This window comes from Mojavia sp. (assembly GCF_059505145.1).
Window position 1 is genome coordinate 1 of the sequence record NZ_JCACKA010000123.1, and the last position, 21997, is coordinate 21997.

27 protein-coding genes are annotated in these 21997 nt (G+C 43.5%); 11 read left to right on the plus strand and 16 right to left on the minus strand.

What is annotated here, in order from left to right; translation table 11 throughout:
- The coding region (locus AC5JL8_RS33070) for a hypothetical protein (protein ID WP_495883923.1) at positions 1-408 on the minus strand (408 nt) is incomplete at its 3' end.
- Between the two features lie 5 nt (positions 409-413).
- Positions 414-794, minus strand: coding sequence for a hypothetical protein (locus AC5JL8_RS33075; protein ID WP_495883924.1), 381 nt, complete (start codon positions 792-794; stop codon positions 414-416).
- Positions 795-1081: 287 nt separating this feature from the next.
- On the opposite strand from AC5JL8_RS33075, the gene AC5JL8_RS33080 reads away from it, so the two are divergent.
- The 4 genes from AC5JL8_RS33080 to AC5JL8_RS33095 all read left to right on the plus strand — a co-directional run bounded on the left by AC5JL8_RS33080 (position 1082) and on the right by AC5JL8_RS33095 (position 4186).
- Positions 1082-1258, plus strand: a complete 177-nt coding sequence (locus AC5JL8_RS33080) for a hypothetical protein (protein ID WP_495883925.1) — start codon at positions 1082-1084, stop codon at positions 1256-1258.
- 146 nt (positions 1259-1404) lie between these two features.
- On the plus strand, positions 1405-1911 hold the full coding sequence (locus AC5JL8_RS33085) for a plasmid mobilization protein (protein WP_495883926.1): 507 nt from the start codon (positions 1405-1407) through the stop codon (positions 1909-1911).
- A 2-nt stretch (positions 1912-1913) separates the two neighbouring features.
- Complete coding sequence (locus tag AC5JL8_RS33090; RefSeq protein WP_495883927.1) at positions 1914-3446, plus strand: relaxase/mobilization nuclease domain-containing protein; 1533 nt, start codon at positions 1914-1916, stop codon at positions 3444-3446.
- A 218-nt stretch (positions 3447-3664) separates the two neighbouring features.
- Positions 3665-4186, plus strand: a complete 522-nt coding sequence (locus AC5JL8_RS33095) for a pentapeptide repeat-containing protein (RefSeq protein ID WP_495883928.1) — start codon at positions 3665-3667, stop codon at positions 4184-4186.
- Between the two features lie 143 nt (positions 4187-4329).
- On the opposite strand, the gene AC5JL8_RS33100 is transcribed toward AC5JL8_RS33095, so the two are convergent.
- A complete protein-coding gene (locus tag AC5JL8_RS33100; protein ID WP_495883929.1) occupies positions 4330-4488 on the minus strand; it encodes a hypothetical protein in 159 nt (52 codons plus the stop codon).
- 373 nt (positions 4489-4861) lie between these two features.
- Here AC5JL8_RS33100 and parA point away from each other — a divergent pair, with 373 nt between their 5' ends.
- Both parA and AC5JL8_RS33110 read left to right on the plus strand, forming a co-directional pair.
- A complete protein-coding gene (parA, locus tag AC5JL8_RS33105) occupies positions 4862-5512 on the plus strand; it encodes a ParA family partition ATPase (RefSeq protein WP_495883930.1) in 651 nt (216 codons plus the stop codon).
- Entirely contained in the window at positions 5499-5774 is a 276-nt protein-coding gene (locus AC5JL8_RS33110) for a plasmid partition protein ParG (protein WP_495883931.1), read from the plus strand. Before parA ends, AC5JL8_RS33110 begins: the two co-directional genes overlap by 14 nt.
- Positions 5775-6040: 266 nt before the next feature.
- Here the strand turns inward: AC5JL8_RS33110 and AC5JL8_RS33115 are convergent, their stop codons facing one another.
- The 4 genes from AC5JL8_RS33115 to AC5JL8_RS33130 form a co-directional block, all read right to left on the minus strand.
- The gene (locus AC5JL8_RS33115; RefSeq protein WP_495883932.1) at positions 6041-7219 is read right to left on the minus strand and encodes a PAS domain-containing protein; all 1179 of its coding nucleotides are present in this window, start codon (positions 7217-7219) and stop codon (positions 6041-6043) included.
- Positions 7220-7225: 6 nt separating this feature from the next.
- Positions 7226-7696: a response regulator gene (locus AC5JL8_RS33120; protein ID WP_495883933.1), complete on the minus strand. Its 471-nt coding sequence runs from the start codon at positions 7694-7696 to the stop codon at positions 7226-7228.
- Between the two features lie 259 nt (positions 7697-7955).
- Positions 7956-8678, minus strand: coding sequence for a Crp/Fnr family transcriptional regulator (locus AC5JL8_RS33125; protein WP_495883934.1), 723 nt, complete (start codon positions 8676-8678; stop codon positions 7956-7958).
- Between the two features lie 307 nt (positions 8679-8985).
- Positions 8986-9537: a tyrosine-type recombinase/integrase gene (locus AC5JL8_RS33130; protein ID WP_495883935.1), complete on the minus strand. Its 552-nt coding sequence runs from the start codon at positions 9535-9537 to the stop codon at positions 8986-8988.
- A 369-nt stretch (positions 9538-9906) separates the two neighbouring features.
- Here AC5JL8_RS33130 and AC5JL8_RS33135 point away from each other — a divergent pair, with 369 nt between their 5' ends.
- Both AC5JL8_RS33135 and vapC read left to right on the plus strand, forming a co-directional pair.
- Complete coding sequence (locus AC5JL8_RS33135; RefSeq protein WP_495883936.1) at positions 9907-10248, plus strand: hypothetical protein; 342 nt, start codon at positions 9907-9909, stop codon at positions 10246-10248.
- Positions 10245-10652 carry a type II toxin-antitoxin system tRNA(fMet)-specific endonuclease VapC gene (gene vapC, locus AC5JL8_RS33140; protein WP_495883937.1) on the plus strand — a complete coding sequence of 136 codons (408 nt, stop codon included), beginning with the start codon at positions 10245-10247 and terminating at the stop codon, positions 10650-10652. The genes AC5JL8_RS33135 and vapC overlap by 4 nt, the downstream gene beginning before the upstream one ends.
- Before the next feature lie 195 nt (positions 10653-10847).
- On the opposite strand, the gene AC5JL8_RS33145 is transcribed toward vapC, so the two are convergent.
- The 8 genes from AC5JL8_RS33145 to AC5JL8_RS33180 form a co-directional block, all read right to left on the minus strand.
- Positions 10848-12632 carry a P-loop NTPase family protein gene (locus AC5JL8_RS33145; RefSeq protein WP_495883938.1) on the minus strand — a complete coding sequence of 595 codons (1785 nt, stop codon included), beginning with the start codon at positions 12630-12632 and terminating at the stop codon, positions 10848-10850.
- 2 nt (positions 12633-12634) lie between these two features.
- Positions 12635-13201: a hypothetical protein gene (locus AC5JL8_RS33150; RefSeq protein WP_495883939.1), complete on the minus strand. Its 567-nt coding sequence runs from the start codon at positions 13199-13201 to the stop codon at positions 12635-12637.
- A gap of 55 nt (positions 13202-13256) precedes the next feature.
- Positions 13257-13862, minus strand: coding sequence for a hypothetical protein (locus AC5JL8_RS33155; RefSeq protein WP_495883940.1), 606 nt, complete (start codon positions 13860-13862; stop codon positions 13257-13259).
- Entirely contained in the window at positions 13862-14257 is a 396-nt protein-coding gene (locus AC5JL8_RS33160) for a hypothetical protein (RefSeq protein ID WP_495883941.1), read from the minus strand. Before AC5JL8_RS33160 ends, AC5JL8_RS33155 begins: the two co-directional genes overlap by 1 nt.
- Before the next feature lie 84 nt (positions 14258-14341).
- Complete coding sequence (locus tag AC5JL8_RS33165) at positions 14342-14539, minus strand: hypothetical protein (RefSeq protein ID WP_495878436.1); 198 nt, start codon at positions 14537-14539, stop codon at positions 14342-14344.
- 7 nt (positions 14540-14546) lie between these two features.
- Positions 14547-14813: a hypothetical protein gene (locus AC5JL8_RS33170; protein ID WP_495883942.1), complete on the minus strand. Its 267-nt coding sequence runs from the start codon at positions 14811-14813 to the stop codon at positions 14547-14549.
- A complete protein-coding gene (locus tag AC5JL8_RS33175; protein WP_495883943.1) occupies positions 14810-15061 on the minus strand; it encodes a hypothetical protein in 252 nt (83 codons plus the stop codon). Before AC5JL8_RS33175 ends, AC5JL8_RS33170 begins: the two co-directional genes overlap by 4 nt.
- Positions 15062-15064: 3 nt before the next feature.
- The gene (locus tag AC5JL8_RS33180) at positions 15065-16285 is read right to left on the minus strand and encodes a ParM/StbA family protein (RefSeq protein WP_495883944.1); all 1221 of its coding nucleotides are present in this window, start codon (positions 16283-16285) and stop codon (positions 15065-15067) included.
- A gap of 36 nt (positions 16286-16321) precedes the next feature.
- Between AC5JL8_RS33180 and AC5JL8_RS33185 the strand changes: the two genes are divergently transcribed.
- The 3 genes from AC5JL8_RS33185 (at position 16322) to AC5JL8_RS33195 (ending at position 21338) form a co-directional block, all read left to right on the plus strand.
- Entirely contained in the window at positions 16322-16612 is a 291-nt protein-coding gene (locus tag AC5JL8_RS33185) for a ribbon-helix-helix domain-containing protein (RefSeq protein ID WP_495883945.1), read from the plus strand.
- A 133-nt stretch (positions 16613-16745) separates the two neighbouring features.
- Positions 16746-17471, plus strand: coding sequence for a hypothetical protein (locus AC5JL8_RS33190; RefSeq protein ID WP_495883946.1), 726 nt, complete (start codon positions 16746-16748; stop codon positions 17469-17471).
- A 270-nt stretch (positions 17472-17741) separates the two neighbouring features.
- Positions 17742-21338: a PriCT-2 domain-containing protein gene (locus AC5JL8_RS33195; RefSeq protein WP_495883947.1), complete on the plus strand. Its 3597-nt coding sequence runs from the start codon at positions 17742-17744 to the stop codon at positions 21336-21338.
- A 400-nt stretch (positions 21339-21738) separates the two neighbouring features.
- On the opposite strand, the gene AC5JL8_RS33200 is transcribed toward AC5JL8_RS33195, so the two are convergent.
- On the minus strand, positions 21739-21997 hold a 259-nt coding region (locus AC5JL8_RS33200; RefSeq protein ID WP_495883948.1), incomplete at its 5' end, for a hypothetical protein.

Consider the following 21997-nt stretch of genomic DNA (forward strand, 5'->3'; position numbering starts at 1 on the left):
TGCTAAAAACCCAGTTTCTAACCAACTTATGAGATTACCGAAAACATTAATTAAAGCTTTACCAGCATCTCCTAACAAATGGAAAAGTGCTAAAAACCCAGTTTCTAACCAACTTATGAGATTACCGAAAACATTAATTAAAGCTTTACCAGCATCTCCTAACAAATGGAAAAATGCTAAAAACCCAGTTTCTAACCAACTTATGAGATTACCGAAAACATTAATTAAAGCTTTACCAGCATCTCCTAACAAATGGAAAAGTGCTAAAAACCCAGTTTCTAACCAACTTATGAGATTACCGAAAACATTAATTAAAGCTTTACCAGCATCTCCTAACAAATGGAAAAATGCTAAAAACCCAGTTTCTAACCAACTTATGAGATTACCGAAAACATTATTAGCAGCCATAATCTTTACTTCAAGATTGCTGAAAGTTTCCATATATCCCTACAGAGAGTTAAATAGTTATTCCTGAAAACGGTTATTAGAATTGATTTCTCCGGCTCACTACTAGCTTGAACTGATGCAGTATTTTCCACTGGTGGCTCAATTTCAATCGCAGTATTTACCACCGTTGGCTGAGTTTCAGTAGCCGGATTTGATAAAGTACTACTGTTGCCCCTTGAGTCTGTCTTTTGGCGGCGAGTATTTTTTCTAATCTCACCCAACAAATATTTAATTCTGCTGCCGCTCAAGTTAATGCCTAGACCTTTCAGCATCTCTGAAACTTCATCGGAAGTGTAGCCATACTTATCAGACGTAAGCTTCTCTATATATCGCCTCATTTTCTTCACGGCAACTCTTTCTGATATATCCTCTCGTTCTTTTGGCTTCTGTCCCTTTAGCAGCTCGATGGCCTTATCAATCTTACCCTTAGTAATTGCTTCTAATTCTGATGCTCACCCATTGTTGTTAGATTTAGAAATAATCATTGATTAACTACTTATCCTCTCCTATTTGATGACAGAAAATTCTGTTGAATTATGACTTGATTTTCTGCATAGTGAATGCCCATTAAATTTTGCTCCGCAGTGGCTACGCCGTAACTGTCATTCACTCAAATACTGATTTTAAATAGAGTGTGGCTGCTGTACGTTCGCCGTTAAGCTTCGCTAAAATATTGCTTTTTGTGGCTACGCCATCACTAGATTTCCAAATGCTGATTAGAGTTTACAATCAGCGACTGCTACGCCGTCGCTCTAATTCAGCTACGCTGACATCTGGCTTTTACTTGAACTACGCCATCATTACTATTTAACTTTACTACTGTATGATTGCAGTCAACTAGCTACGCTGATATATTACTTATACTCAGCTACGCTGCTGATTTTTTCCCTCCGGCTACGCCGACTCTGCCCCTCTCTGGTTTTCTAGCTCTCCCCGCAAATCGGCTAGAAGCAAGCCGTGCCTTTTGCCTGCGGCAAACCTCGCTGCGCTCGGACGACAGGCTTGCCAAAGGGGGAAGTGTCCCCGCTTTGGAAACCCCCTCTAATTGTTGCAGTTATGCGTCCCAAACTGTCAAAAAACCTGATTCGTAATAAGACATTGGAAGCTCGTGTTAATGCAATCGAACACGAAATGATAAAACAAAAAGCACAAGACGCGGGACTATCGGTGGCAGAGTTCACAAGACGCAGCGCATTACTAAAACCACTGCCAAGACGACTGAGTAAAATCACCTTGGCAACGTATAAAGAATTAGTTCGCATCGGCAATAATATTAATCAGCTAACCAGAGCTACAAATGCAGCCATAAAAATGGGAGTGCGACCACCAGCATCACCAGAACAATTAGAACAACTGCGAAATCTATTACAACAAATTGGTCGAGAGCTATCCTCTATTGAAACCGAAACTATTGATGACGATGATGAGGAAATAGATGAGGATGATTCGGAGGAGTGGGATTAAATATGATTGGCAACCAAACCAAAGGTAAAAGCTTTCGCGGACTCTTGAACTATCTCGAAAACAAAGAGTCTTCGTGTTTAATTGGCGGTAATATGTTTGGCAGAAATGCCTCTGAACTAGCAAGAGAATTTCGACTGTCTCGACAACTGAACCCAGAAGCTCTGAAAGTAGTTCACCACGTTTCGCTATCACTCAGCCCAGGTGAACAACTAGACAATGATACTTGGTGCGAGATTGCAGATAAATATATGTCAGCGATGGGTTACACAGCTAACCAATATGCCATCTACCGCCACAGCGACCGCGACCATGATCATATTCATATTTGCGCCAGCAGAATTAGTTTAGATGACGGCAAGATTACCCGTGATAGCTGGGAGTATGTACGCTCAGAAAAAATCATTCGGCAGCTAGAACTGGAGTACAGTTTACAGCAGACTATTAGCAGTAAAGAAAAACTTCACCGCGCACCAAGTATAGGGCAACAGCAACGAGTTGAGAGAGAACAACGCGAGTATGAGCAGGGTTTAAGAGAAACAGTTCCCCAAAAGCCAATTAAAAGCCAACTAATTGAACTAATCGACCGCGCCACAATAGATAAGCCAACCATGCCCCAACTGATAGAACGATTGCAACTGTTGGGTGTAGAAGTACGTCACGGTGTAACACGCAATGGAAAAAGTAAAGGCATCTCTTACTCGTGGAATGACCAGAAATTTAGCGGTACTTCCTTGGGGCCTGCCTATACATTCCCAGGATTACAAAAACATAAAAGTATTGACTACCAGCCAGAACGTGATGATGAGCGCATTAACCTACTTTTGGTGATTCCTGATAAACCATTGCCAATTGAGCAGTTAGAAAAGTTTCTTCAAGAGATTGAACTCAAACAAAATCAACCCCAGTTTACGCCCCCGGCAGAAGATGAAAGCCTGCGCCCAGTGTTGCAAAATTACCTCACTCAAAAACGCGGTTTAACCAATTACCTTGTAGAGCCATTACAACGCCAGGGGTTAGGTTACATCGACCAGCAGCATCGTGTGGTGTTTATTAAGCGTGATCTCAACGGTGAAAAGTCAGGCGCACTGGTTTGGGATACCCATCGAGAAGACAATCGGTGTATGGAATACCCTGAAAACAGCGTAAGCTCACAGGGGTGGTTTCACTTAAAATTGGGTGGAGAAGCAGACTCGAAAATCGAGAGAGTATTTTTGTGCGACTCCCCCATTGATGCACTGTCACTAGCAGATATGGATAGGCATACATACAAGGGGCTACCGCCAGTAAAAACAATGTACATGGCAGTCAATGATCCGAATAACTTGCCCCTTGAATATCTCAAGAATGTTAGCAGAATTGGTTTAGCATTTAATAACGATTCGCAAGGTAATGAAACGGCGCAAGTTGTTCAAAAAATGCTACCCCAGGCTAAAAGAATTGAACCATCGGGCCTTACTTGGAATGAGATTTTGATTGAAGCGAAGCAGAGAGAAATCCTTGAGCAGAAGCAACGCTCTAGGGGTTTTAGTCGATGAGTCGTGTTGCGCCGACGAACTCGTTGCCGCTATCGCTCGACTCATACGGTCTTCGGGACGGGCAGAATGATTTCTAGTAGGGCCAACAAAATTTGCCAGCCCGCCCCGAAGACTCCACTTCGTCGCATGATTCGCAACGAGTTCTTAAATCTTGGTAAGACGACACTGAGCGTAAGTTTGAAAAGGATAGTATTAATTGATTCTAGTGCGGGGTAGTTATGACGGCTGAAGAACTGCTAGAGCGATATGCTGCTCTTGAAAGAGATTTTGCTGGGGCTAATCTTAGTGGAGCCATGCTGGAAGACGCTGATTTGCCTGGAATCAATTTGAGCGAAGCGACTTTGTATGGGGCTAAGTTGAGCCGAGCTAATTTGAGTGGGGCTAATCTTAGTGGAGCCAATTTGGATTGCGCTCAACTCGACGAGGTTGATTTTAGTGGAGCCAACTTGACTAAAGCTTCCATTTGTGGAGCTACGCTTGAATGGGCTAATTTGACTGGAGCTAATTTGACTAGAGCCTATTTGGCTGATACCGGCTTGTCGGGGGTTGACCTGACCAATGCTCAAATGACCGGAGCTATTTTTAGTTCTTTTAGTCTGACTGGAGCTAACTTGACTAACGTTGACTTGAGTAGTGTTTCGATTGATTTGCCTGGTGGAATCGATAATCCTAGAATCGCTGGAGCTATATTCTGTAACACCACTATGCCCGATGGAACTAAAATTATTAACTTCTCTTAAACGTTATAGCACCAACATAGCAACTCAATATCAATACAGGCTTAAATAGAGTTGAATTTATGCAGTACGACTAAAAATTAAACAATTACTTATAAAGTTTGGCACAAGTAAGAAACCGAGTTAAGAAAAATTTTATTACTCTGCTAAAAAGCTTGATTTATTAAGAGTTTCACCCACCTATTCGGCGCAACTTCCTTGTGCGGTCGCTCCTGCGATCGCAGTTTTCTCCCAAGCGCCTCCCCAGCTTCCCCAGCTCCCCCAGCCCCGACCGCGCAAGATGCTTGCGAGACATTGGCTCTCAAGACCCTTGTTCTTCAAGCCTTTTAACAGCCTCATTAAAATTTTTCTTACTTCTGTTTCTTACTTTTTCAAATATCATCAATAAATTTAGAGCTAAACAAAGAAATCATAAGTTTAAATCTATGCTTTAGTTCTCCCTTCAAATTACAACTAACTGAGAATATGCTGTAATTAATTTAACTTTAAACTACTGAGACTCCATGACTTGTAGAAATGATCAATTTCTAGCTACGAATGTATATTTGTAATTAATTACAATTGTAAAAATGCTATTTTGTGTATTTGTAAATTTGTAATTTAGGCGTTAAGCTTGGTATTGCCAGTTTCTAGAATTTGTCATAACGTAATGAATTACATTTTTACAAAAACACATTTATGAAAATTGCGGTTTTGAACCAAAAGGGGGGCAGTGGCAAGACCACAGTATCCATCCATTTGGCTCATGCTTTTTCTATGAAGGGGTATCGAGTGTTACTAGTTGATACTGACCCTCAAGGCTCAACTCGCGACTGGGCAGCAGCACGTAATGGTGAAGCTCCATTTAGTGTCATTGGTTTGGATCGTCCTATCTTGCACAAAGAATTGCCCAAACTATCGCAGGGGTATGATTTTGTTTTCATTGATGGTGCGCCAAGAGTTTCTGACTTAACCAGATCAGCAATCATGGCAGTGGATTTTGTGCTGGTTCCTGTGCAACCATCCCCCTTGGATGTGTGGGCAGTGCATGAGGTAGTAGAACTAGTACAAGAGGCCACTATATATAAACCTGACCTAACAGCAGCATTTCTAATCAACAGAAAAATAGTGAACACTGCTCTTGGGCGAGAGGTGACAGAAGTTTTAGCGGAATATCCCTTAAGAGTGCTGAAAGCACAGATAAGTCAAAGGGTCGCATTTGCTGAGTGTTTGAATATTGGGAGTACGGTTTTGGAAGCTGCCCCGAAAAGTGCTGCCAGCTTAGAAGTACGAGCAGTTGTTGAGGAAATATTAGAAGCAACAGAGGAAACGAATCATGGCAGAAGCTAAAAAATCACAAAAATTAAGTTTAAAGCCAAGTGTTCAGAAAACATCTGTTCAAGAAGAAGCAGCAGCATGGGTGGAAAGTCGCAATGCTGCTGAATTGGCTAATTCTACAGTTCGAGAAGAAGCTAACAACGGTAAAAGCAAGCGCGTTACTTTTGAAGTAACCGAAGCACAGCACCAGGAGATTAAAATCCGCGCTACTAAAAAGGGCATGACCATTAAGGAGTATATGATTGCTCTAGTTGAGGAGGAGCTAAAGAGATAATGTAATAAATTACTTTATTACATCTGTATTTAATTACATAATTACATTATTACATCTGTAACTCAGACTGAAAACCCTGGTTTGGTGGGTTCAGAATGATTCACGACAAAAATAATTATATTTCTTGACAAACAGGTAGATTTTCTTCATTCTTATGCGAGTAGAGAAACTAATCTTTTGTAAAACATAGCCGATTTTCTCTAGGCTCATGAGGCACTTTAGATACTGACATTGAGAACCTCCAAGCACAATTGTGCGCCTGGAGGTTATTGTGAGCAATTAAAATCTTTCAAGATCATGTGTTTATGAGAATCAAAACTAATTAAACCAAGTTGTTTCAATTTACTCAGAGATCGTGTGATTGTTACTCTATTAGCGCAGCAAGCGCTAGCAATATCTTCATGAATCAAACGAGCATTTAAACGCGTTCCCTCTGGCACAGGTTCACCAATTTCTTGTTTGAGAAATTCCAAAAAATAGTGCAAGCGTTCTTCTACCTGCCGCTTTCCAGAAATGGCTAACAAAGATTCTGTTTGCTGCAACCGTTGATTGATTCTTGGTAAAAAATTATGACTGAGGCTAGGAGAAGTTGCTATCTCTGACACGTGAATTGATACCAACTCCACCTCGGATAGGGCTATTGCTTGGTAAATCTTCAGAGAGGTCATACTAGAGCCAAAGATCATTCCTGCTCCTACCAAGCCTATCAGCACTTCTTCACCTGTTTCACAGAAAGTACTCAGTTTGACCCAACCCTGACAAACATATAAAATTTGTAGCGGGTTGAGAGAGATATTGTCTCCTTTAGAATATTTATATAAGCGGCGCTCTCTAATAAAGCTGCTGATACTATTGATTTCTGGCAATTCCCATTGCTGACGTTCACTAATATTACGTATGACCCACCGAAGAGATATTACCTGCCCCTGTTGATTGCGAACAACTGCGACTGTTAAAGCAGCATCAAAGGTATCGCCATGACCTTGTTGCAAGCGTACTAACAATTCTGTGCGTCTGTCCGATTCAGATAATCGGTTGATTTCGCTACGAACTTGCTGACTAACTTCCAGAGGAACGAAGTTAGTAATTGGCTTACCTACTAAAAATTGTTTGTCAACATTCAGTAATTTAGCTGCCATCTGGTTAGCTTCTTGGATCGTACCTGATGCATTAGTGACTAAATAACCCGATGGTGCTAAGTCAAATAAATCTTGATAGCGTTGGTGTTCTGTTTCTAAATAATTTAGTGTTTGTATTAGTTCCTCATTTTGTTGATATAGTTCCTCCACCGCCAACTGCAATTTTTTTGAGGTGTTATGCAGTTCCTGAAAAGCTTGCGGTAGTATTTGTGACGGTATCCAAGGCAATACAGTAGCAGTTTGGTATAAATCTGCTAAATGCTCCTGCAATACTCCTGTGCGTTGGAAAAATAGTTCCTGCTTCATTTGGGGTTACTCAAGGAAAGTTCGTTGTGCAAGATATGCCACTGTTGCAACTAGCTCATAAAGCTCAAAAGGCTTACAAATAACCGACTGGAACCCTGCATCCATTGCTTCGTTAAGGTATTCCGGATATACATAACTTGTAAGAGCCACGGCAGGAAGAAACCCTCCACAATTCGCTTCTTTATTTCTAATGAAGCGAATTAGTGAATAACCATCTTTGCCAGGCATACCGATGTCGCTGATCACAACATCAGGTTTCCACTGTTCTATTACCTGTATGGCATTATCCACTGATGTTGCTGTCTTGACTTCTGCCTGGCAATCTTCAAAAATAAACGTAACTAAGGACAAGGAATCATCATTATCATCTACAACAAGTACCCGTAAATCATTAACAGATGGCGATTTACTTGGCGGTATTTGCTCTAAAAGCATTCTCTCTTCTAAATATGAATTGAAAGAAATTTTTGACAACATAGACAAACTTCCTATTTGGTCATCACAATTAGGAGCCTTTAAAACCAGAGCGCTAACTATCTGCTTTTAAACATCTTTATTAAAAAATCAACATGACATTAATCTAGATAGCTTTAAATTTACACCCGCTTCACATAAGGAGTCGGTACAGTTCCGCACTGAAGCTCCTAAGTGCAAAGCTTTTCTTAGACACGACTAGCTCCAACAGAGCTACAACGTTGCGTGGCATTGGTTTTGTGCTGACCGCAGTTGACTACAGCTAGCTCTGTGTCCCTAGCAACCGAGCATACTCGTTTTTGACGATGGAATAACACTCACAAGATGTATCTTCCAAGTCTGACCGATTCAGGATGGCGATATTTCCACGCTTATAGCTAATCATTCCAGCACGGCTGAGTGTGCCAGCTGCCACTGTGACACCAGCGCGGCGACAACCCAGCATCTGAGCGATAAATTCTTGAGTCAGAGGGAATTGATCTGATTGCACACGGTCAGCGACTATCAGCAACCAACGGGCAAGTCGCTCTTCTATCGTATGCAGACGGTTGCAGGCTGCTGTTTGTGTCACCTGCGTGAACAGTGCTTGGGTATAACGCAACAGCAAACTTTGAAGCTCTCCGCCCCGATGGAACTGGGCTTTTAGTTGCTCTGCCTTCATCCTCATACCATCGTCTGCAACCTGTATAAACGCGGTTGTGGTTGTAGTGCCGCCGCCCCAAATAACAGGAAGACCCACCATACCATCACTACTTACCACACCAGCTTCAACGGTCGAGCCGTCTTCTTGGATACAGACTAAAGAAGCGATCGCCTGATGAGGAAAATAGACGTGTGTGATTGGTTCGCCTGCTTCGTAGAGGACTTGCTGAAGTGGAAGTTTTACTCGCTCTAGGTAGGGAACTAGGCGTTGATACTCAGCAGCCGACAGTGCAGCCAGTATCTGATTTTCTATTGGTAAATGAGGCTGGTTCGATATAGACATAAAAATCCTCCAAGCCGCTCTGAGTGCAAATCTCAGCAACTAATGGCAACTTGGAAGGAGCTAGGAACTAGTCCCAATATGTCAAAAGGTGAATTCTTTCTAAAGTAAGTTGTTAGCGTTACAACTTACAATGTCGTGTTAAACTTTACACTAGTCATAGGTTTAAGCTTGACACGCCTTACTTGATCTTAACAAATTTTTAGTATCCTATCTGTAGGATTACATTCCAATAAGCGTATAAGCGCAATGCTTTCACTAAACCCCACCACGACAGTGCCAGTTGCGTTGTATAGCACTAGCTCAGTATTCAAAACCCAATCACCGAAACAGCCTTTCGCTTCTGCTCTGGCGTAACCTCCAGATAACGCTGCAACGTCCCCAGGTCACTGTGGCCAGAAATCTCTTGAATAGTTCTCAAAGGTATCCCCGCGCTCGACATCTGCGTGAGGGCAGTTCGCCTAAACGAGTGGGTGCTGACTCCTTCTACTCCAATCCGGGAGCAGGCATCACGTAAAATCTTGTCTGCCATGAATCGGGTTAAACGCTCAGTTACACCGCGCTTGCCAGGGAACATTACCGCCCCTTTGGGTTGGTACAGAGCTAGTATGGCTGATAGCGTTGGTGGAATGTCTATAACCCGTGTTTTGTACTTGCCTTTCGTGGTACATTTTCGGAAAGTGATGGTTCCTGATTTGATATCAGTCTTAGTAAGGGCCAACGCTTCTGACACGCGACAACCAGTAAACAGGCAGATGCCAAACAGAGCGCGATCGCGAGGGCTAAGAAATCCCTCGGTGAACAATCGCCTTAGTTCTTCTTGGCTTAGTATTTTGCCCTGTCCGTTGCCGCTAACCTTCATTTTTACTACCTTTTAGGGCATTACACCAAAACTGTAAAACGTGTAATCACACCCCCAAAGTATTGTATCTTCGTTAGGCTCCCCAGCGCGCTCACCAGCCATCAATTTCTACTTATCAATCCCAATCGCCAAAACCCTTATTTTTTCGTTGAGCAATAAAACCTGCTTATGCTTGCAGCACGATGACCAAAAACAGGTAAGATCCTACCCAATATGAAGCGGGTCATGTTGCGGCTTGCCCAACTGTCTATACTTCTTCTATATCAAGGGCTGATAAATCGTTGCTATCAGTGACATTAAGAGCAAGGTTAAGAGCCTTACCTTAAATGCTGAAAGTAAAATAAAATTATCCTCAACTAAAAACCCGTAATGGTTATCCCAGAACTCGAACAGCAACTACTTCAGCTTTCACCTAACGACAAACTGTATATTATCCAAATCCTGGCACAAAGCCTGACTACAAACAATAACAACACCCAGCCAAACCAACAAAATAAACTTATAGAATCCCTACATCAAACTCCCTTGGCTGAACTCACTAAAGAATTAGACCTGAGCCAAGTGCTAAGAACCCTGATTGAGTCCCTACAACCAGAAAAACCAACCTTCATTAGAGAATATCCCCAGCCTCAATTCTATGGATGTATCGAAGATGAAACATTCTTTCGCCACCCCCAAGGACAACAACCAGAACGCGAACCAATACTGTGAAATTCCTGCTAGATACTAACACCTGCATTATCTATTTGCGGGGTAAAAATGCCACTTTAAAACAGAAATTAGAATCTACTGCCACTAAAGATATTGCTGTTTGCTCAATCGTGAAAGCTGAACTATTTTATGGGGCAATGAAAAGTGCTAACCTCCAACGAAATCTTAGCTTACAACAACAATTTTTAGCCCAATTCATATCACTACCTTTTGACGATATAGCAGCAATGACATTTGGCACAATTCGCTCTCAATTAGAAGCATTAGGCACTCCCATTGGAGCGTATGACTTACAAATTGCCGCCATCGCCTTAACAAATAACTTAACCCTCATCACCCATAACACTAGAGAATTTCAACGTATTAATAACTTAGTGATCTCGGATTGGGAGATAGATAATTGATTAAATGACTGCAAAATTATTAGTGTCTTAAGGACACCAGCTAGACACGCTTGTGTCTGGGTCGTGTCTAGGGTGGTGTCTCGTGGTGTCTACGCCGTATAAGGGTTTGTCGCTTGGGTGTCTGTGGTGTCTGGAGTAGACGTGTCCGCGAAAAAAGGGGGCTAGTGGGTGCAGACACTCTTACACCAATCACCATCAAATTTGATTGAGCTTGATAACACCGTCACTTATCCAGTTTGCTAACCCTGCCCCCACAATTTCGTACATCCAGCCCTTGATTTGCTCTACAGAAAATCTTTCTGAGTTGACTTTAAAGTTACTTTTGAACTCTCTTACGTCAGCTTCAATTCGCTCAGTTCTTGTAAGATATTCATACAACTTTTGCGCCATTGGGGAGATTTTATTCTTTGGTGATTGGGTGGATTCTGCCTTGCTACCGATATTAAATTCCAGTTCATAAATGCGCTCTAAAGTAGCTTTATCGATAGGTGGGTTAGGGTTAGACTCGGCTGCTGGTGTAGGGGAACTGAAATCAGATATTTTAGCTGCCATAGTCGGCAGATTAACATCAAGCCATTCATTAGAACTATCGAGTTTTACCTTGGCAAGACCCGTTGACTTAGCTTGTAATGTAATTGGGTCAACTAGAGCCAAACATTCAACTTGAAGCATTTTAGAAACAAGATTATGCAAGCCTTTAATTCCAAATAAACACGTTTGAGTATTGTTGTGAGCAACCACAGTTAAAGGCATCTCTTGTTTACGGCTTTTAGTCAGTGCTAACTTGCCAAACTTTGATAGTAATTCTTCATCTTTAATAAAATCGCTATATGTGGTTGCTTCCTCACAAATTAGGGATAAAGCTTTACCTTCAGACCACAGTTTTTGTCGCCATTGGTCTTCACTCATTGAGGAATTATTGAAAGTTTTTAAACGTTCTTCTAATTCTTGAACGTAGTCGCGGATCTGCTGTTCGATGTCTGACCAGGAATGATAACTTTCAACCCCTCGCCATTCCGCGCGGTTGCTGTCCGGGTCAAGCACAACAACACGGTAGCCAGCTTCTTTTTTCTTCTTTGCAACATAACGAGCCAGCCAAGATTTACCTGAGCCTTGGTTGCCCCATATAAGGGCAGTTTGTTTGATGAGGTTTTGTACCCATGCGGTTTTATCACCGTCACCGTTGGCGATAACTGGCTGCTGCACTTGTTCGGTTACTGTTCCCGGTGTGCCGTGTGGTAATTGTGGTTGCTCAAATTTCTCAAAGCTTGCACCACCATCTAGCAAATAGCCAAACTCATAGTAATCATCAGCATTCATAGCCATGAGTAAGGCTGTACTTTGCGCTGGGGTGATGGAGGCGATAAACTGCTGTCTGGCTTCAGCGATTTTGATACCACGTAGGTATTTAATCAACTCATTTCCAGATAGTTCAAGCAACTGCTCACCCAGTTTTACTGAGTAATTAGCCTTGACCCCAACAAAGAGTTTGGTAGCTCGGTAGTGCGGTCTAATATCGCTTAAATAATCCCTTGCCCTGCTGGTGGCCCACAAACCTATTGCCCCTAACACCATTGCACCAATGCCCAAATGAATCTTAAACGGGTTATCTGCCGGGAGTGAGCGAAAGACGTACAGGCTCTCGTGTTGGAGGAATGCCCAAGGGTTATAGTTCGGGTTGCTTGTCCGGTACTGGTTAGCCTTTAAATAGGGGTCGGGAAGAAGCGATCGCTGCTCGTAGCGACAATACTTGTTAGCCAAAAGCAATTTATCGGGGTTGCCGATACCTGCTTGGATTGGTGCGTCATAAACCCTTGCCGACTCAGGGTAAAAGCACAATTCTTTCTTTGAGATGCCGTCGCCAACGTGGGCAGCAATGCCACAAATCACCGCGCCTGTTATGGATGCCATGATTGCCAGATTTAGACGCGGTGGTAAGCTGTATGAGCGTTGATTGAGATCAGATGGTATGGTGTCCATAGTCATCTCTTACGGCAATAGAAAGCTAGAATCACTGCCACGACTGCGGCCAAGCTGAGAATTATGGGGAAATTAGTTTGTTTTGGTGACTCAATCCCCTCATACTGCTTTACCTGTTGGGTGACTCCCAAAAAACTGCTACGAGCTACAAAGTCCATCTGTTGGGCATCAGTGGTTAACTTCCACGAACTTGTAGCCAGCATGAGGGTACGAGTTACCCCAAGCCCAAACTTTTGACGGTCGGCAATCTGGGGAATCACACTATTGTCAAAGCGCAAATAACAGAGTGTGGCAGCAACAGAAAGCCCAACGGGTAAACCTGCCACTACTGCGGGGAACAGCCCAACACTAAGAGCTAGATACAACGATTGCGTTGATGTGACTTGAAAGCCTACTAACACTGCACCTTGAGCAATCCCACGAAGTACAGTTACGCCGCCATCGGTTTGGGCGATCTCTGACTGTACTTTTTCGCTGTCGTATTGTTGAGGGTCAATAATTTCTCTGCTTTCGTCAACAATCTCTGCATCGAAATAAATGGGTGATTGGTTTTGATTTTTGGTTAACATAATAAACACTTCATTATGGCTAACCCCAGGTCTAGACCTGGGGTTTATTCACTTGTTAGTCAATCAACCGTCTAAAGAAACCTTGCACCCCCCGCATTGCTGCTGAACCGTGCCTGTGGATGTCTTTTAGTGTTTCCCGTGCTTTATCACCAGGGGTCAAATCTGATTTTTTAGCGTTTACCTTCTGCCACAGTTGAGTTCTGGCATTAGTCGCGTCAATCTCAATCCCTCGTAGCTCGGTGCGGTGCGATTCCCCCAATAAGTTGAGTGTCCTAGAGTGGCGAAACTGTTCAATAGCTATTTGGTTGTTAGAGGCGATAACCTTCTGTTCTAAGCCGTACCCTAAACGTGCATCACTGACCCTGACTTTTGACCAACCATCAGCCATTTTGTTGATACTTGCACCTGCATCAGTGAGAAACTTGGTTTCTTCTGTCATCACTGCTTCAGTTGCTTGTAAGCCTTGTGATAGGTTGCCGAATACAGAAGAGGCATTTTGGGCGCGTTGGGTTTGCTTGATTCTAAAATCTGCTACAGTTGCAGCTGCGGTTTTATTACCGTCAAGGGCTTGGAATACAGTTTCTTGGCTGATTCCCGAAAGGGAATGTAAGGCAGCGTAGGTGATGGGTGCAGAGAGTTTGAGTTTTACTGTTCGGTTCATTAATCCCACGCTCCTAGTTCTTCTAGTCTGGTGAAGATGCTGCTGGCTCTGTCGAGAGTAGCGTATGAAGTAATATCATTCAATGCTGTAGAATCGCCCTCTGCCAGCCTCCAAATGGTTTCGTCTGGCAGTTCTCCCCCAAAATTCCCTAAGAATTGCCCATGTGTGAGAGGGTTTGGCGTTTCATCGATGGTTTGAAATTGGTCATAAATTCCGGTAGGCAAGTATGGCAGTGCTTCTTGAATGATTTGCTGTTGCTGTGGTGTTCTGCCTAAATCGGGTTGAAATGGGTCATCATTGGCAACTATGGATGCTGCTGATCGTGCCAAATCTAAGGGGCATCCATTGTTAGTCAGCGCGTTTAATGCCTCGTAGAATAGATTGGAGTTATTCATCTTGTTACAATCCTTGTGTGTTGTACTGGGTGCAACAAAGCCGGGCGATTGCACCGACGGCCAATCATTGCAATCGCTCTCCCATCACTGAAAAAAGCCTTCTCTTGAAACATCCACAGTTGAATCTGCGGCTGACCATTGCAGAGTGTTGAAAAACTGGGTGACATCTCCAAGCGTTACGTCACAATCAAAATGTAAGCGTTGATATTGTGGATGCTGCCGAATTTGAGTTACTAATTGTTGGGCTTGTGCAATCAATTCTGGTAGTGGTTGAGTGTTCATATTCACCTCAAAAAATTGATAATTGCAGTGATTCTTGGCTGATAACACTCGCATTAGTAGACATACCTGAAACTTCGTAACAGCGAGTAGTCAAAGCCTTGTGATTGAGCAATAAGTCAGCCTTCAGTAGTTGACCTGCTAGAGGTCTAAAGTGATATTTTGGATGCTGGATTGTCCCTGTTTTAAAAAGGTACTGGTATAGCGTTCTATCTATTTGGTAGACATTGGAATTGGTTAGTAGGGTTGAGTCATAGACTCTGCTTAGATTACTCATGAAGCCACTCCCTTAAACTGAGAAGCCATAGAAGCTAGTCCGGTCTTATTCGGTTGAATTGCTGCTGGTGTAGATGAAGAATTTTGAGTTTTTGGAGATGTCTGCACACCAACGCCACCTTGAAAAATCAACTTTTCTACTGCTGCTGATAGGGCTTGTGTAGGCGCATCGTGAGGAATATTGAACATCTGGCACAGTTCAATAACTGCTAGGTACGAGATGGTTATACGCCGAGATTCGTAGTTCATTAATTAAGCTCCTGTTGCAATTTCAGTTAATAGCTTTAAGCCAAAAGCATTGATGAATTGGGGATTTTGTAATACCACAAATCCCAAGTCGGCAAGATTCTGATCCACTACTGGCATAGCCACACCACCACCCCAGGCGACAAGGTATTTCGCTCTGTCTAGGTAATTGCCATTCGTTACAAAGTTGGCGAATTTCTCAATTCTGCTGCTCCACCATTCGTCCAGACATTGGCTGTACTCTGTCTCAAAGTTTTTAACTGTGAGGTGATTACCTCCATAAGTGAAGGTTCCTGACACAATCCCCTGGTTAACTAAGGTGGGTGAATGCTTCACGTCCCTGGAAATTAAGCTGATATGGTCGTTTCGCTTGTCGAGTGCTTCTGCAATCATGCTGTGTAGTTCACCGGCTCCACCCTCTATCAGGTGACGGTCAATCACTGCACCACTGCCGTTGAACACGGTAATCAACCAAGTTGATGAACCGATATCGAGAGCGATCGCTAATTCTGAGGGGTCAAGCACCAGGGATGCTTCACCAAATAAGCAGTGGGCAATGCTGCCAAACCCTTCGGGATAAATGCCAGTAACCGCGATTTCAACTGTCTTGGTGACAATAGAACGAGTTACAGGATGCAGATGCTCAAAGGTGTGAGTTCCTGATACTCTGCGTTTAATCTCTTGGCCCCAACGTTCTGGGTTGTGGTTGCTCAAACTAATTGAAAGCTTGACACCATCGGGAATATTGAGAACTGCCAAATCTGCAAGGATGCTTTCTAGTGCCAGTTCTGCTTTTTTGGACTTGTCCTCATGAAGTAGGGTGTGGTCAGCCTGTGCGATTGCTGCACTGCCCCAGAAAAATTGAACGTCTTTTAAATCAAGCCGCGTTCCTTCTACATATCGCACCCATGCCCCATCTTTAGATATGGTTTCGTGGTGCATGAGGTTGCGGTTACGAACAAGTGAGTATGCGGCTGGCATCATGATAGAAAAATCACCGATGATTGCCTTGCCATATCCTGCTCCTGCGTCTTTACCTCCTGTGAGGTCAGTTAGCCCGGAATTGGCAAGCAACTCTGCTTGAACTAGCCAATTTGTGGCATTGGTATATGTGATTGTCATGGTTCTGATGGTTGGTAAAAGTCTTTGTTTCTCTGGGTTTTGAGAACTTAAAGGTTGAATCACCTTAAATCCACGCATCCAGGTTTTGGCAAGCCTAAACTTCACTTTCTGGCTTCTGTTGCCTTTGTTGGGTGACTGCTTTTGGCTGACAATCACATCATATCACATCATGATGTGATTTTAGATGATAAGATCGTATGTGATCGGGCAAGAGAGCATATCATGATGTCAGATGAGCAAACGAGTTCTGACTTAATGAGCAAAAAGTTAAATGCAATTATTCCAGATGAAACTTGGGAGGCACTAGAGCAGATTGCTAATGAAGAGATGAGGACTAAAAGTCAAATGGCAGCTATTCTGCTTGGTGAAGCGATAGCGGCTAGAGGTGCTAAAAAATCGGAATCTCAAAAGCAGGAAAAACCAGAGGTCTGAGGTTTTTAACTTCTGTGTCCTACCAACACTGGATAAAAACTCTAATAAATGGCTATTGATTTAAAAATGCAGTGTTAAGCATTAGTATCGGTAAAGGAAGTGCTAATTTCACATTATTAATGTTGATCTCGCCATGTTAGCTGTGAAAGACCCACAACCCGATTTTCAACTCCCGCCGCACAATGAAGCGGCGTTAGAGATGCTTAGGGAGGCGAAAGACTATGAATCCACTGTTGCTCTAGCAGCTAGTGGTGCTGCGCTTGGTACAGGCGGCATAGTTCATCCGTTGGGCTGGTTACTTTTTGGATTGGCTTACAAGCCGTTGGTAGCAACTCAAAAATTTGCGCGGTTGGAAAAATTAACAGCCCTGCTTTTGGATGAGTTTAAAAGCGAGGGTATACAAGTCTTTCCGGTGGTTAAGGTAGAGTCCAACAACCCTATCGACTTGTTTGTGAGATTTCCACGAAAAACTCACCTGTTTATTTCCATTCGCTCAAAAGGAGAGAGAGAGATTGTCTACAACGAAGCCAGAGAGGTTTTGCAGGTCAAGCGTAAAGACAAGAATGCACTCAAAATCTGGAAACCCTGCCCACTGGTTGAGTTGGCAGATTATGAGAAGTGGCTCAACAAGAACAGAGACTTGTTTGGAATGTCCTCAAGGGAAGCTCAGAAAACTCCCACAGCAAAAGTTTTAGTTCTATGGCCTCCTACCAAGGCGGTTCAAACTCACAATGACCATCTTTATTCAGAGGTAGGAAGCATGAGAATTCTCGCTCTCAGGCGAAAAGGGACTGCGTTTGTTATTCAAGAGGAGGAAGTAACCGAGTTTGTCAGGGCTTGGTTAGCCAAGTACAGATAGGCTAAAAAGTGAAAACCCCGTGTCCCGTTGGGATACCGAGGTTTTCTGATTTCTATTCAATTGGAATTGGGGAATTGGGTTGGTCGCCTAATTAATATCCCTAATAGTAATCTTATCAAACGTTTTGGAGTGTTAAGCAATTGTAACACTGGCTACACAAAAAACGGCAACTTAGGAATTTTACGTGATTAGATTTCTGAACGCTTGTATATAAGATTACTTTCGGGATAGCTCCAATTCCTCCAACACACTTCAGGAGGAATAGCTCTCATGTCACCATTACAACAATTTAACAACTCAGTATTGGCGCAATCAGCAGCCCAATCAGAAACTTTTTCTGCTGCGAACACAGAACTTGAGCCGGTTGTTGGTAGTAAAATCAAGTTCGCGTTTAACGCCACTGGCTCTAACAAAGATTGGGACTTTAAAAAGCTATCTGCCAACTTCCAAGATACAGAAGGCACTCTAGCCGATGTCCAGCAGCGCATTAAAGCAGGTCACGCTATTTGTGCTGGGTTATTGGGTGGTAAATGGCGGAGTAAAGCTAACGTTATCGGTTCTCACTGGCTACTACTTGACATTGATAATTCTGATGTTGCCCGTGATGCAGAAGGCAAGCCGATTAAAGACTCTAACGGCAATTCTATCAAGGTTTACAAGCACCAATTAACGCTTGAAGAAGCGTTAGCCCATCCCTTCATTCAAAAACATTGCGCTTTACTCTACACCACTGCCAGTCACAAACCCGACTGGCATAAATTTCGGTTGATTTTTCTTCTGCCCCAATATGTTGAGGGTGCTGACACGGTAGAAGCTTGTACGCGCTCTCTCATGCAGCAGCTACCGCATGACCCAGCTTGTAAAGATGCTTCTCGCGTATTCTACGGCAACACAGATGCCGAATTTCTCATAGTCAACCCCGAAGCTACTCTACCAACCGAGTGGGTAAGTTCAGCGATTGCGATCGCGCACAAGGAGAGGGAAGAATACCAGCAGCGCATCAAAGAAATTGAGTCACGCCGTCAACAGTTCCGCGAAATCTCCGACGTTGAAGGCTGGGACACTGAGCAGCTAATCTCTAGCGCACTATCATTCATCCCACCACGTACCCCAGGCAGTGGCAACTACGACGAATGCCGCCAAGTCCTGATGGCTTTGGTCAACCACTACGGGCCAACGGATGCCGAAATTATTGCTGAGAAGTGGTCGCCTTCTATCCCTGGCACAACCTGGAACATTCGCGCTAAGATTCGCAGTTTCCGACGTGGGGGGATCTCGATTGGAACACTGTTTCACATTGCCAAGCAGTACGGCTTTCGCTTCCCGCAACGGCAGTACGAACCATATCAACGTGACCAAGGGCTGATTAGCCGCGAACAGTGGGAACTAGGACGAGTCAGAGAAGACTTGACGGAGTTCAAGAATTTATTAAAGCAGGCGATTGCCTCCGGCACTGCACTTCGTGCAATCGCCCCGTTTATTTCAGCTGCCAAGGGATTTTCAGCACCACCAGCACCAAAGCCAGAACCCGAAATTACTGCCGCTTTCCGGCAGGTAATTGTTTACAAGCAGGGCAATATCCCACACAGAAGCGAATTTACAGGTGTAGGCAATCTCTATATTGAATGCCAACCAGATGAGCATATTGCTGCCTGGGTGGAAGCCATTTCTAAGGGGTGGACGCAGATTTTAGATAATTCTCATCCTGGGCTGGGCAAGTCGCACAACGCTGGTCAACTCACCGCCACCCTTTTCGGAATTGAGAAACTCATCTACCAGGATGCCAACCACCGCAACCCCTCAACACTGCCGATTGAGACTAATTTCGTTGACCTCCCTGTGCGGCACAATGGCTTAAAAATCGACCCCACTCGCACAACCCCAATGGGCGATCCTTTTCAATTGCGCCCCAAAGCGGGTGAAACTCCTGATACCATCGGCAATTGTCACCGAAGTTATTTATTTGAAGGCTTCCGTGACAAAAACTTTGTTAGTTTGGATTTTGAAGAAAGCTCTATTAGCCCTATCTGTAACGGTTGTCCCCTCCAAAACCAGTGCCGTTTCGCTCATGGTGATGGTTTTGGCTTCCGCTATCTCAAACGCAGTGCAATTCAAAATTTCTCCCTTATCCGAGCGCATCCCGACTCTACACCAGTTACTTTAACTAACGCGGCAGGTATTCCTTTTACAGTGGGGCGCATTTGGGAAGAAGCAGGTACACTCATTCAACCTGTGCGAGAAATCCAGTTGAGGTTGAAGGATTTTGATACTACCGTAGGTCTTCTGGCTACAAGCTTACCGCCTGAGCAATGGTCAAAACTTCAACCAGTTTTACAAGCTTTGCGCTCATTGCTCACCCAAGATATTCAGCCCGATTCTCGCTATGGCTTTGATGATGCGGCATTAAGGACATTTTTACCCGAATTCCCCCAAGATTTAGATGTTGAAGGGATTCAGGAGCTAGTAGAGCCTAATTTGGATTTTCTCGCTGATTTAGATTCTCTCGATATCCAAGCGGATCAACAACTTAAAAAAAGTGCCGCCGCCCGTTTTGCTGCCAAGAAGCTAGTTAAGGACAGCGCAAAACTTGCGGGTAGAGATTTTCTAGAGTTGCCTTTGTACTGGTTGCCTGACTTCCTCGGAGCTTGGAAGGGTGAAGGTTTTTTGGCTTGTAAATGGGGTGTGGTGAGCATTTACCGCCCTAATACCAAGTATCAAGATTTGGCTAATTCTGCCCAATTTAATATCTACCTTGATGCTACTACCACACCTGAGCAGTTGAAAGTCAAGCTTAATTACCAAGAACCCCTGCTTCTAATCGAGCAGTCACGCCCTGACTACAGCAATTTAACAGTAGTCAACGTCACTGGGCTGGGTAAACTCTCCAAGAATCGCTCCCGTTCCTTAACTGCCCGTGTTAACGCCCTCAAGGAAACCTTGCTTAAACTCCACAAGCGTTTGGGCATCATTGAGTGGAAACAAGTGGCACAAGAGGCCGTTGACCGGATTGAGTACGGCCACTTTGTCGATGGTCGTGGGGTTAATCGCTTCAGTGACGCTGACGCAATCGCTTCTTTTGGCATTCCCTACCAAAATATCGGCACGTTGGCAGCACATTTTCAGGTGATGACTGGTTTTAAGGTCAACCTTGAAGATAAGAACAGCACTTTTCAAGAGTATCTTATCCAGTTGGTGAGGGCTGAAATTATTCAAGAGATTGGCCGACTACGCGCCCACCGTCGCCCAGGAGAGAAGCTAACATTCTACTTCTGCGCTGATTATGACCTCAGTTTCCTCCTCGCGGAACTGCCAGGGGTGCAATTAGAAGTTGTTGATGCCTGTGAATTCTGCATTGAAGCTGGTAGCCGCGACCAGCAGACCGGACACGCCATAGTTAACACTTTCACCCAGCTTTGGCAGTCGCACCAAAAAATTGGCCAACAGGCGATAGCCAAAATCTTAGACATCTCCCAAGCTTGGGTAAGTCGATTTACACAGCGTTGGGGAGGGTGGCGTAGATTCAAAAAAATATTACTACTGCTATTAGATAGTCTTTATAGCGATAGTAATAAAAATTTGACAGACCTCAGCGATGATGAAAGGTGGTTTGCTCGTGAATACTTCCCTATGCTGATTACAGAATCGGAATCATCAAAAGAAGATGCCTTAAAGCATATAGCTGAAGTTGCTACAAGCGTTACTAATACGGAGATGCAGCGGATTCTGCACAGCTGCACTCCGGCTGTTAGGGCTGACTTGCTGATGATTATCTTGCGTTGTTTACCTACTGAAGTTTACTTAGACCTATCCCAAGTCTCAGTCTTTGCCTCGGTGCAAACCAACTGTAACTCGACAGTAACCTTATAAAATTTATCCGTTTTAATTTCTACTGAGCGTATCAGTAGTAAAAGATGCTCATAATAATGATTTTCTACTTAATCATTTACTGAGCGTCCCGTTCAACATACCAGTAGGCTATTTACCACTCGTGAAAGGTTAAGATAAAGCGTCTTTTATCAGTCAGTTAAAATACCCAAAATATTCTTAATAGAAATGATAATCGTGTGTTGGGGAGAGGGAGGAAAAGGCGAGCGTTGCTCGCCTTCTCCTCCCTCTCTTTTATTATCATTATCTTCAAAGTCTTTAACAGCTTAAGGATTGCTAAAATGCTTATTATATCTGCTTTTTAGCCTTAGCGTAAGTTTCTGCATGGATGCTACTAGAACGCTGTATAGCCTACTTCCCCTTATTGAAAGGGTGCAAGATTTCAATTAAAAAATATATCGAGCAAGGTAGCCCCAACATTTACCCCAGTTTCTAGTGACTCTCTTGTATCATGTCTGTTCAAACTTTCTTCTTCCATTTTCAGCCTAGCTTGCCGACTTTCTTCTTCCATTTTCAGCTTTTCTTGTTCCATTTTCAGCCTAGCTAGTCGTTCTTCTTCTTCTTGTTTACGTTTATATTGTCGTTCTTCTTGTTCCATTTTCAGCCTAGCTAGTCGTTCTTCTTCTTCTTGTTTACGTTTA

Coding starts and splice junctions, on each gene's coding strand:
- AC5JL8_RS33090 (WP_495883927.1), top strand. CDS start 1,914: ATGATTGGCAACCAAACCAAAGGTAAAAGCTTTCGCGGACTCTTGAAC.
- AC5JL8_RS33095 (WP_495883928.1), top strand. CDS start 3,665: ATGACGGCTGAAGAACTGCTAGAGCGATATGCTGCTCTTGAAAGAGAT.
- parA (WP_495883930.1), top strand. CDS start 4,862: ATGAAAATTGCGGTTTTGAACCAAAAGGGGGGCAGTGGCAAGACCACA.
- AC5JL8_RS33110 (WP_495883931.1), top strand. CDS start 5,499: ATGGCAGAAGCTAAAAAATCACAAAAATTAAGTTTAAAGCCAAGTGTT.
- AC5JL8_RS33115 (WP_495883932.1), bottom strand. CDS start 7,219: ATGAAGCAGGAACTATTTTTCCAACGCACAGGAGTATTGCAGGAGCAT.
- AC5JL8_RS33120 (WP_495883933.1), bottom strand. CDS start 7,696: ATGTTGTCAAAAATTTCTTTCAATTCATATTTAGAAGAGAGAATGCTT.
- AC5JL8_RS33125 (WP_495883934.1), bottom strand. CDS start 8,678: ATGTCTATATCGAACCAGCCTCATTTACCAATAGAAAATCAGATACTG.
- AC5JL8_RS33130 (WP_495883935.1), bottom strand. CDS start 9,537: ATGAAGGTTAGCGGCAACGGACAGGGCAAAATACTAAGCCAAGAAGAA.
- AC5JL8_RS33135 (WP_495883936.1), top strand. CDS start 9,907: ATGGTTATCCCAGAACTCGAACAGCAACTACTTCAGCTTTCACCTAAC.
- AC5JL8_RS33145 (WP_495883938.1), bottom strand. CDS start 12,632: ATGGACACCATACCATCTGATCTCAATCAACGCTCATACAGCTTACCA.
- AC5JL8_RS33150 (WP_495883939.1), bottom strand. CDS start 13,201: ATGTTAACCAAAAATCAAAACCAATCACCCATTTATTTCGATGCAGAG.
- AC5JL8_RS33155 (WP_495883940.1), bottom strand. CDS start 13,862: ATGAACCGAACAGTAAAACTCAAACTCTCTGCACCCATCACCTACGCT.
- AC5JL8_RS33160 (WP_495883941.1), bottom strand. CDS start 14,257: ATGAATAACTCCAATCTATTCTACGAGGCATTAAACGCGCTGACTAAC.
- AC5JL8_RS33165 (WP_495878436.1), bottom strand. CDS start 14,539: ATGAACACTCAACCACTACCAGAATTGATTGCACAAGCCCAACAATTA.
- AC5JL8_RS33170 (WP_495883942.1), bottom strand. CDS start 14,813: ATGAGTAATCTAAGCAGAGTCTATGACTCAACCCTACTAACCAATTCC.
- AC5JL8_RS33175 (WP_495883943.1), bottom strand. CDS start 15,061: ATGAACTACGAATCTCGGCGTATAACCATCTCGTACCTAGCAGTTATT.
- AC5JL8_RS33190 (WP_495883946.1), top strand. CDS start 16,746: ATGTTAGCTGTGAAAGACCCACAACCCGATTTTCAACTCCCGCCGCAC.
- AC5JL8_RS33195 (WP_495883947.1), top strand. CDS start 17,742: ATGTCACCATTACAACAATTTAACAACTCAGTATTGGCGCAATCAGCA.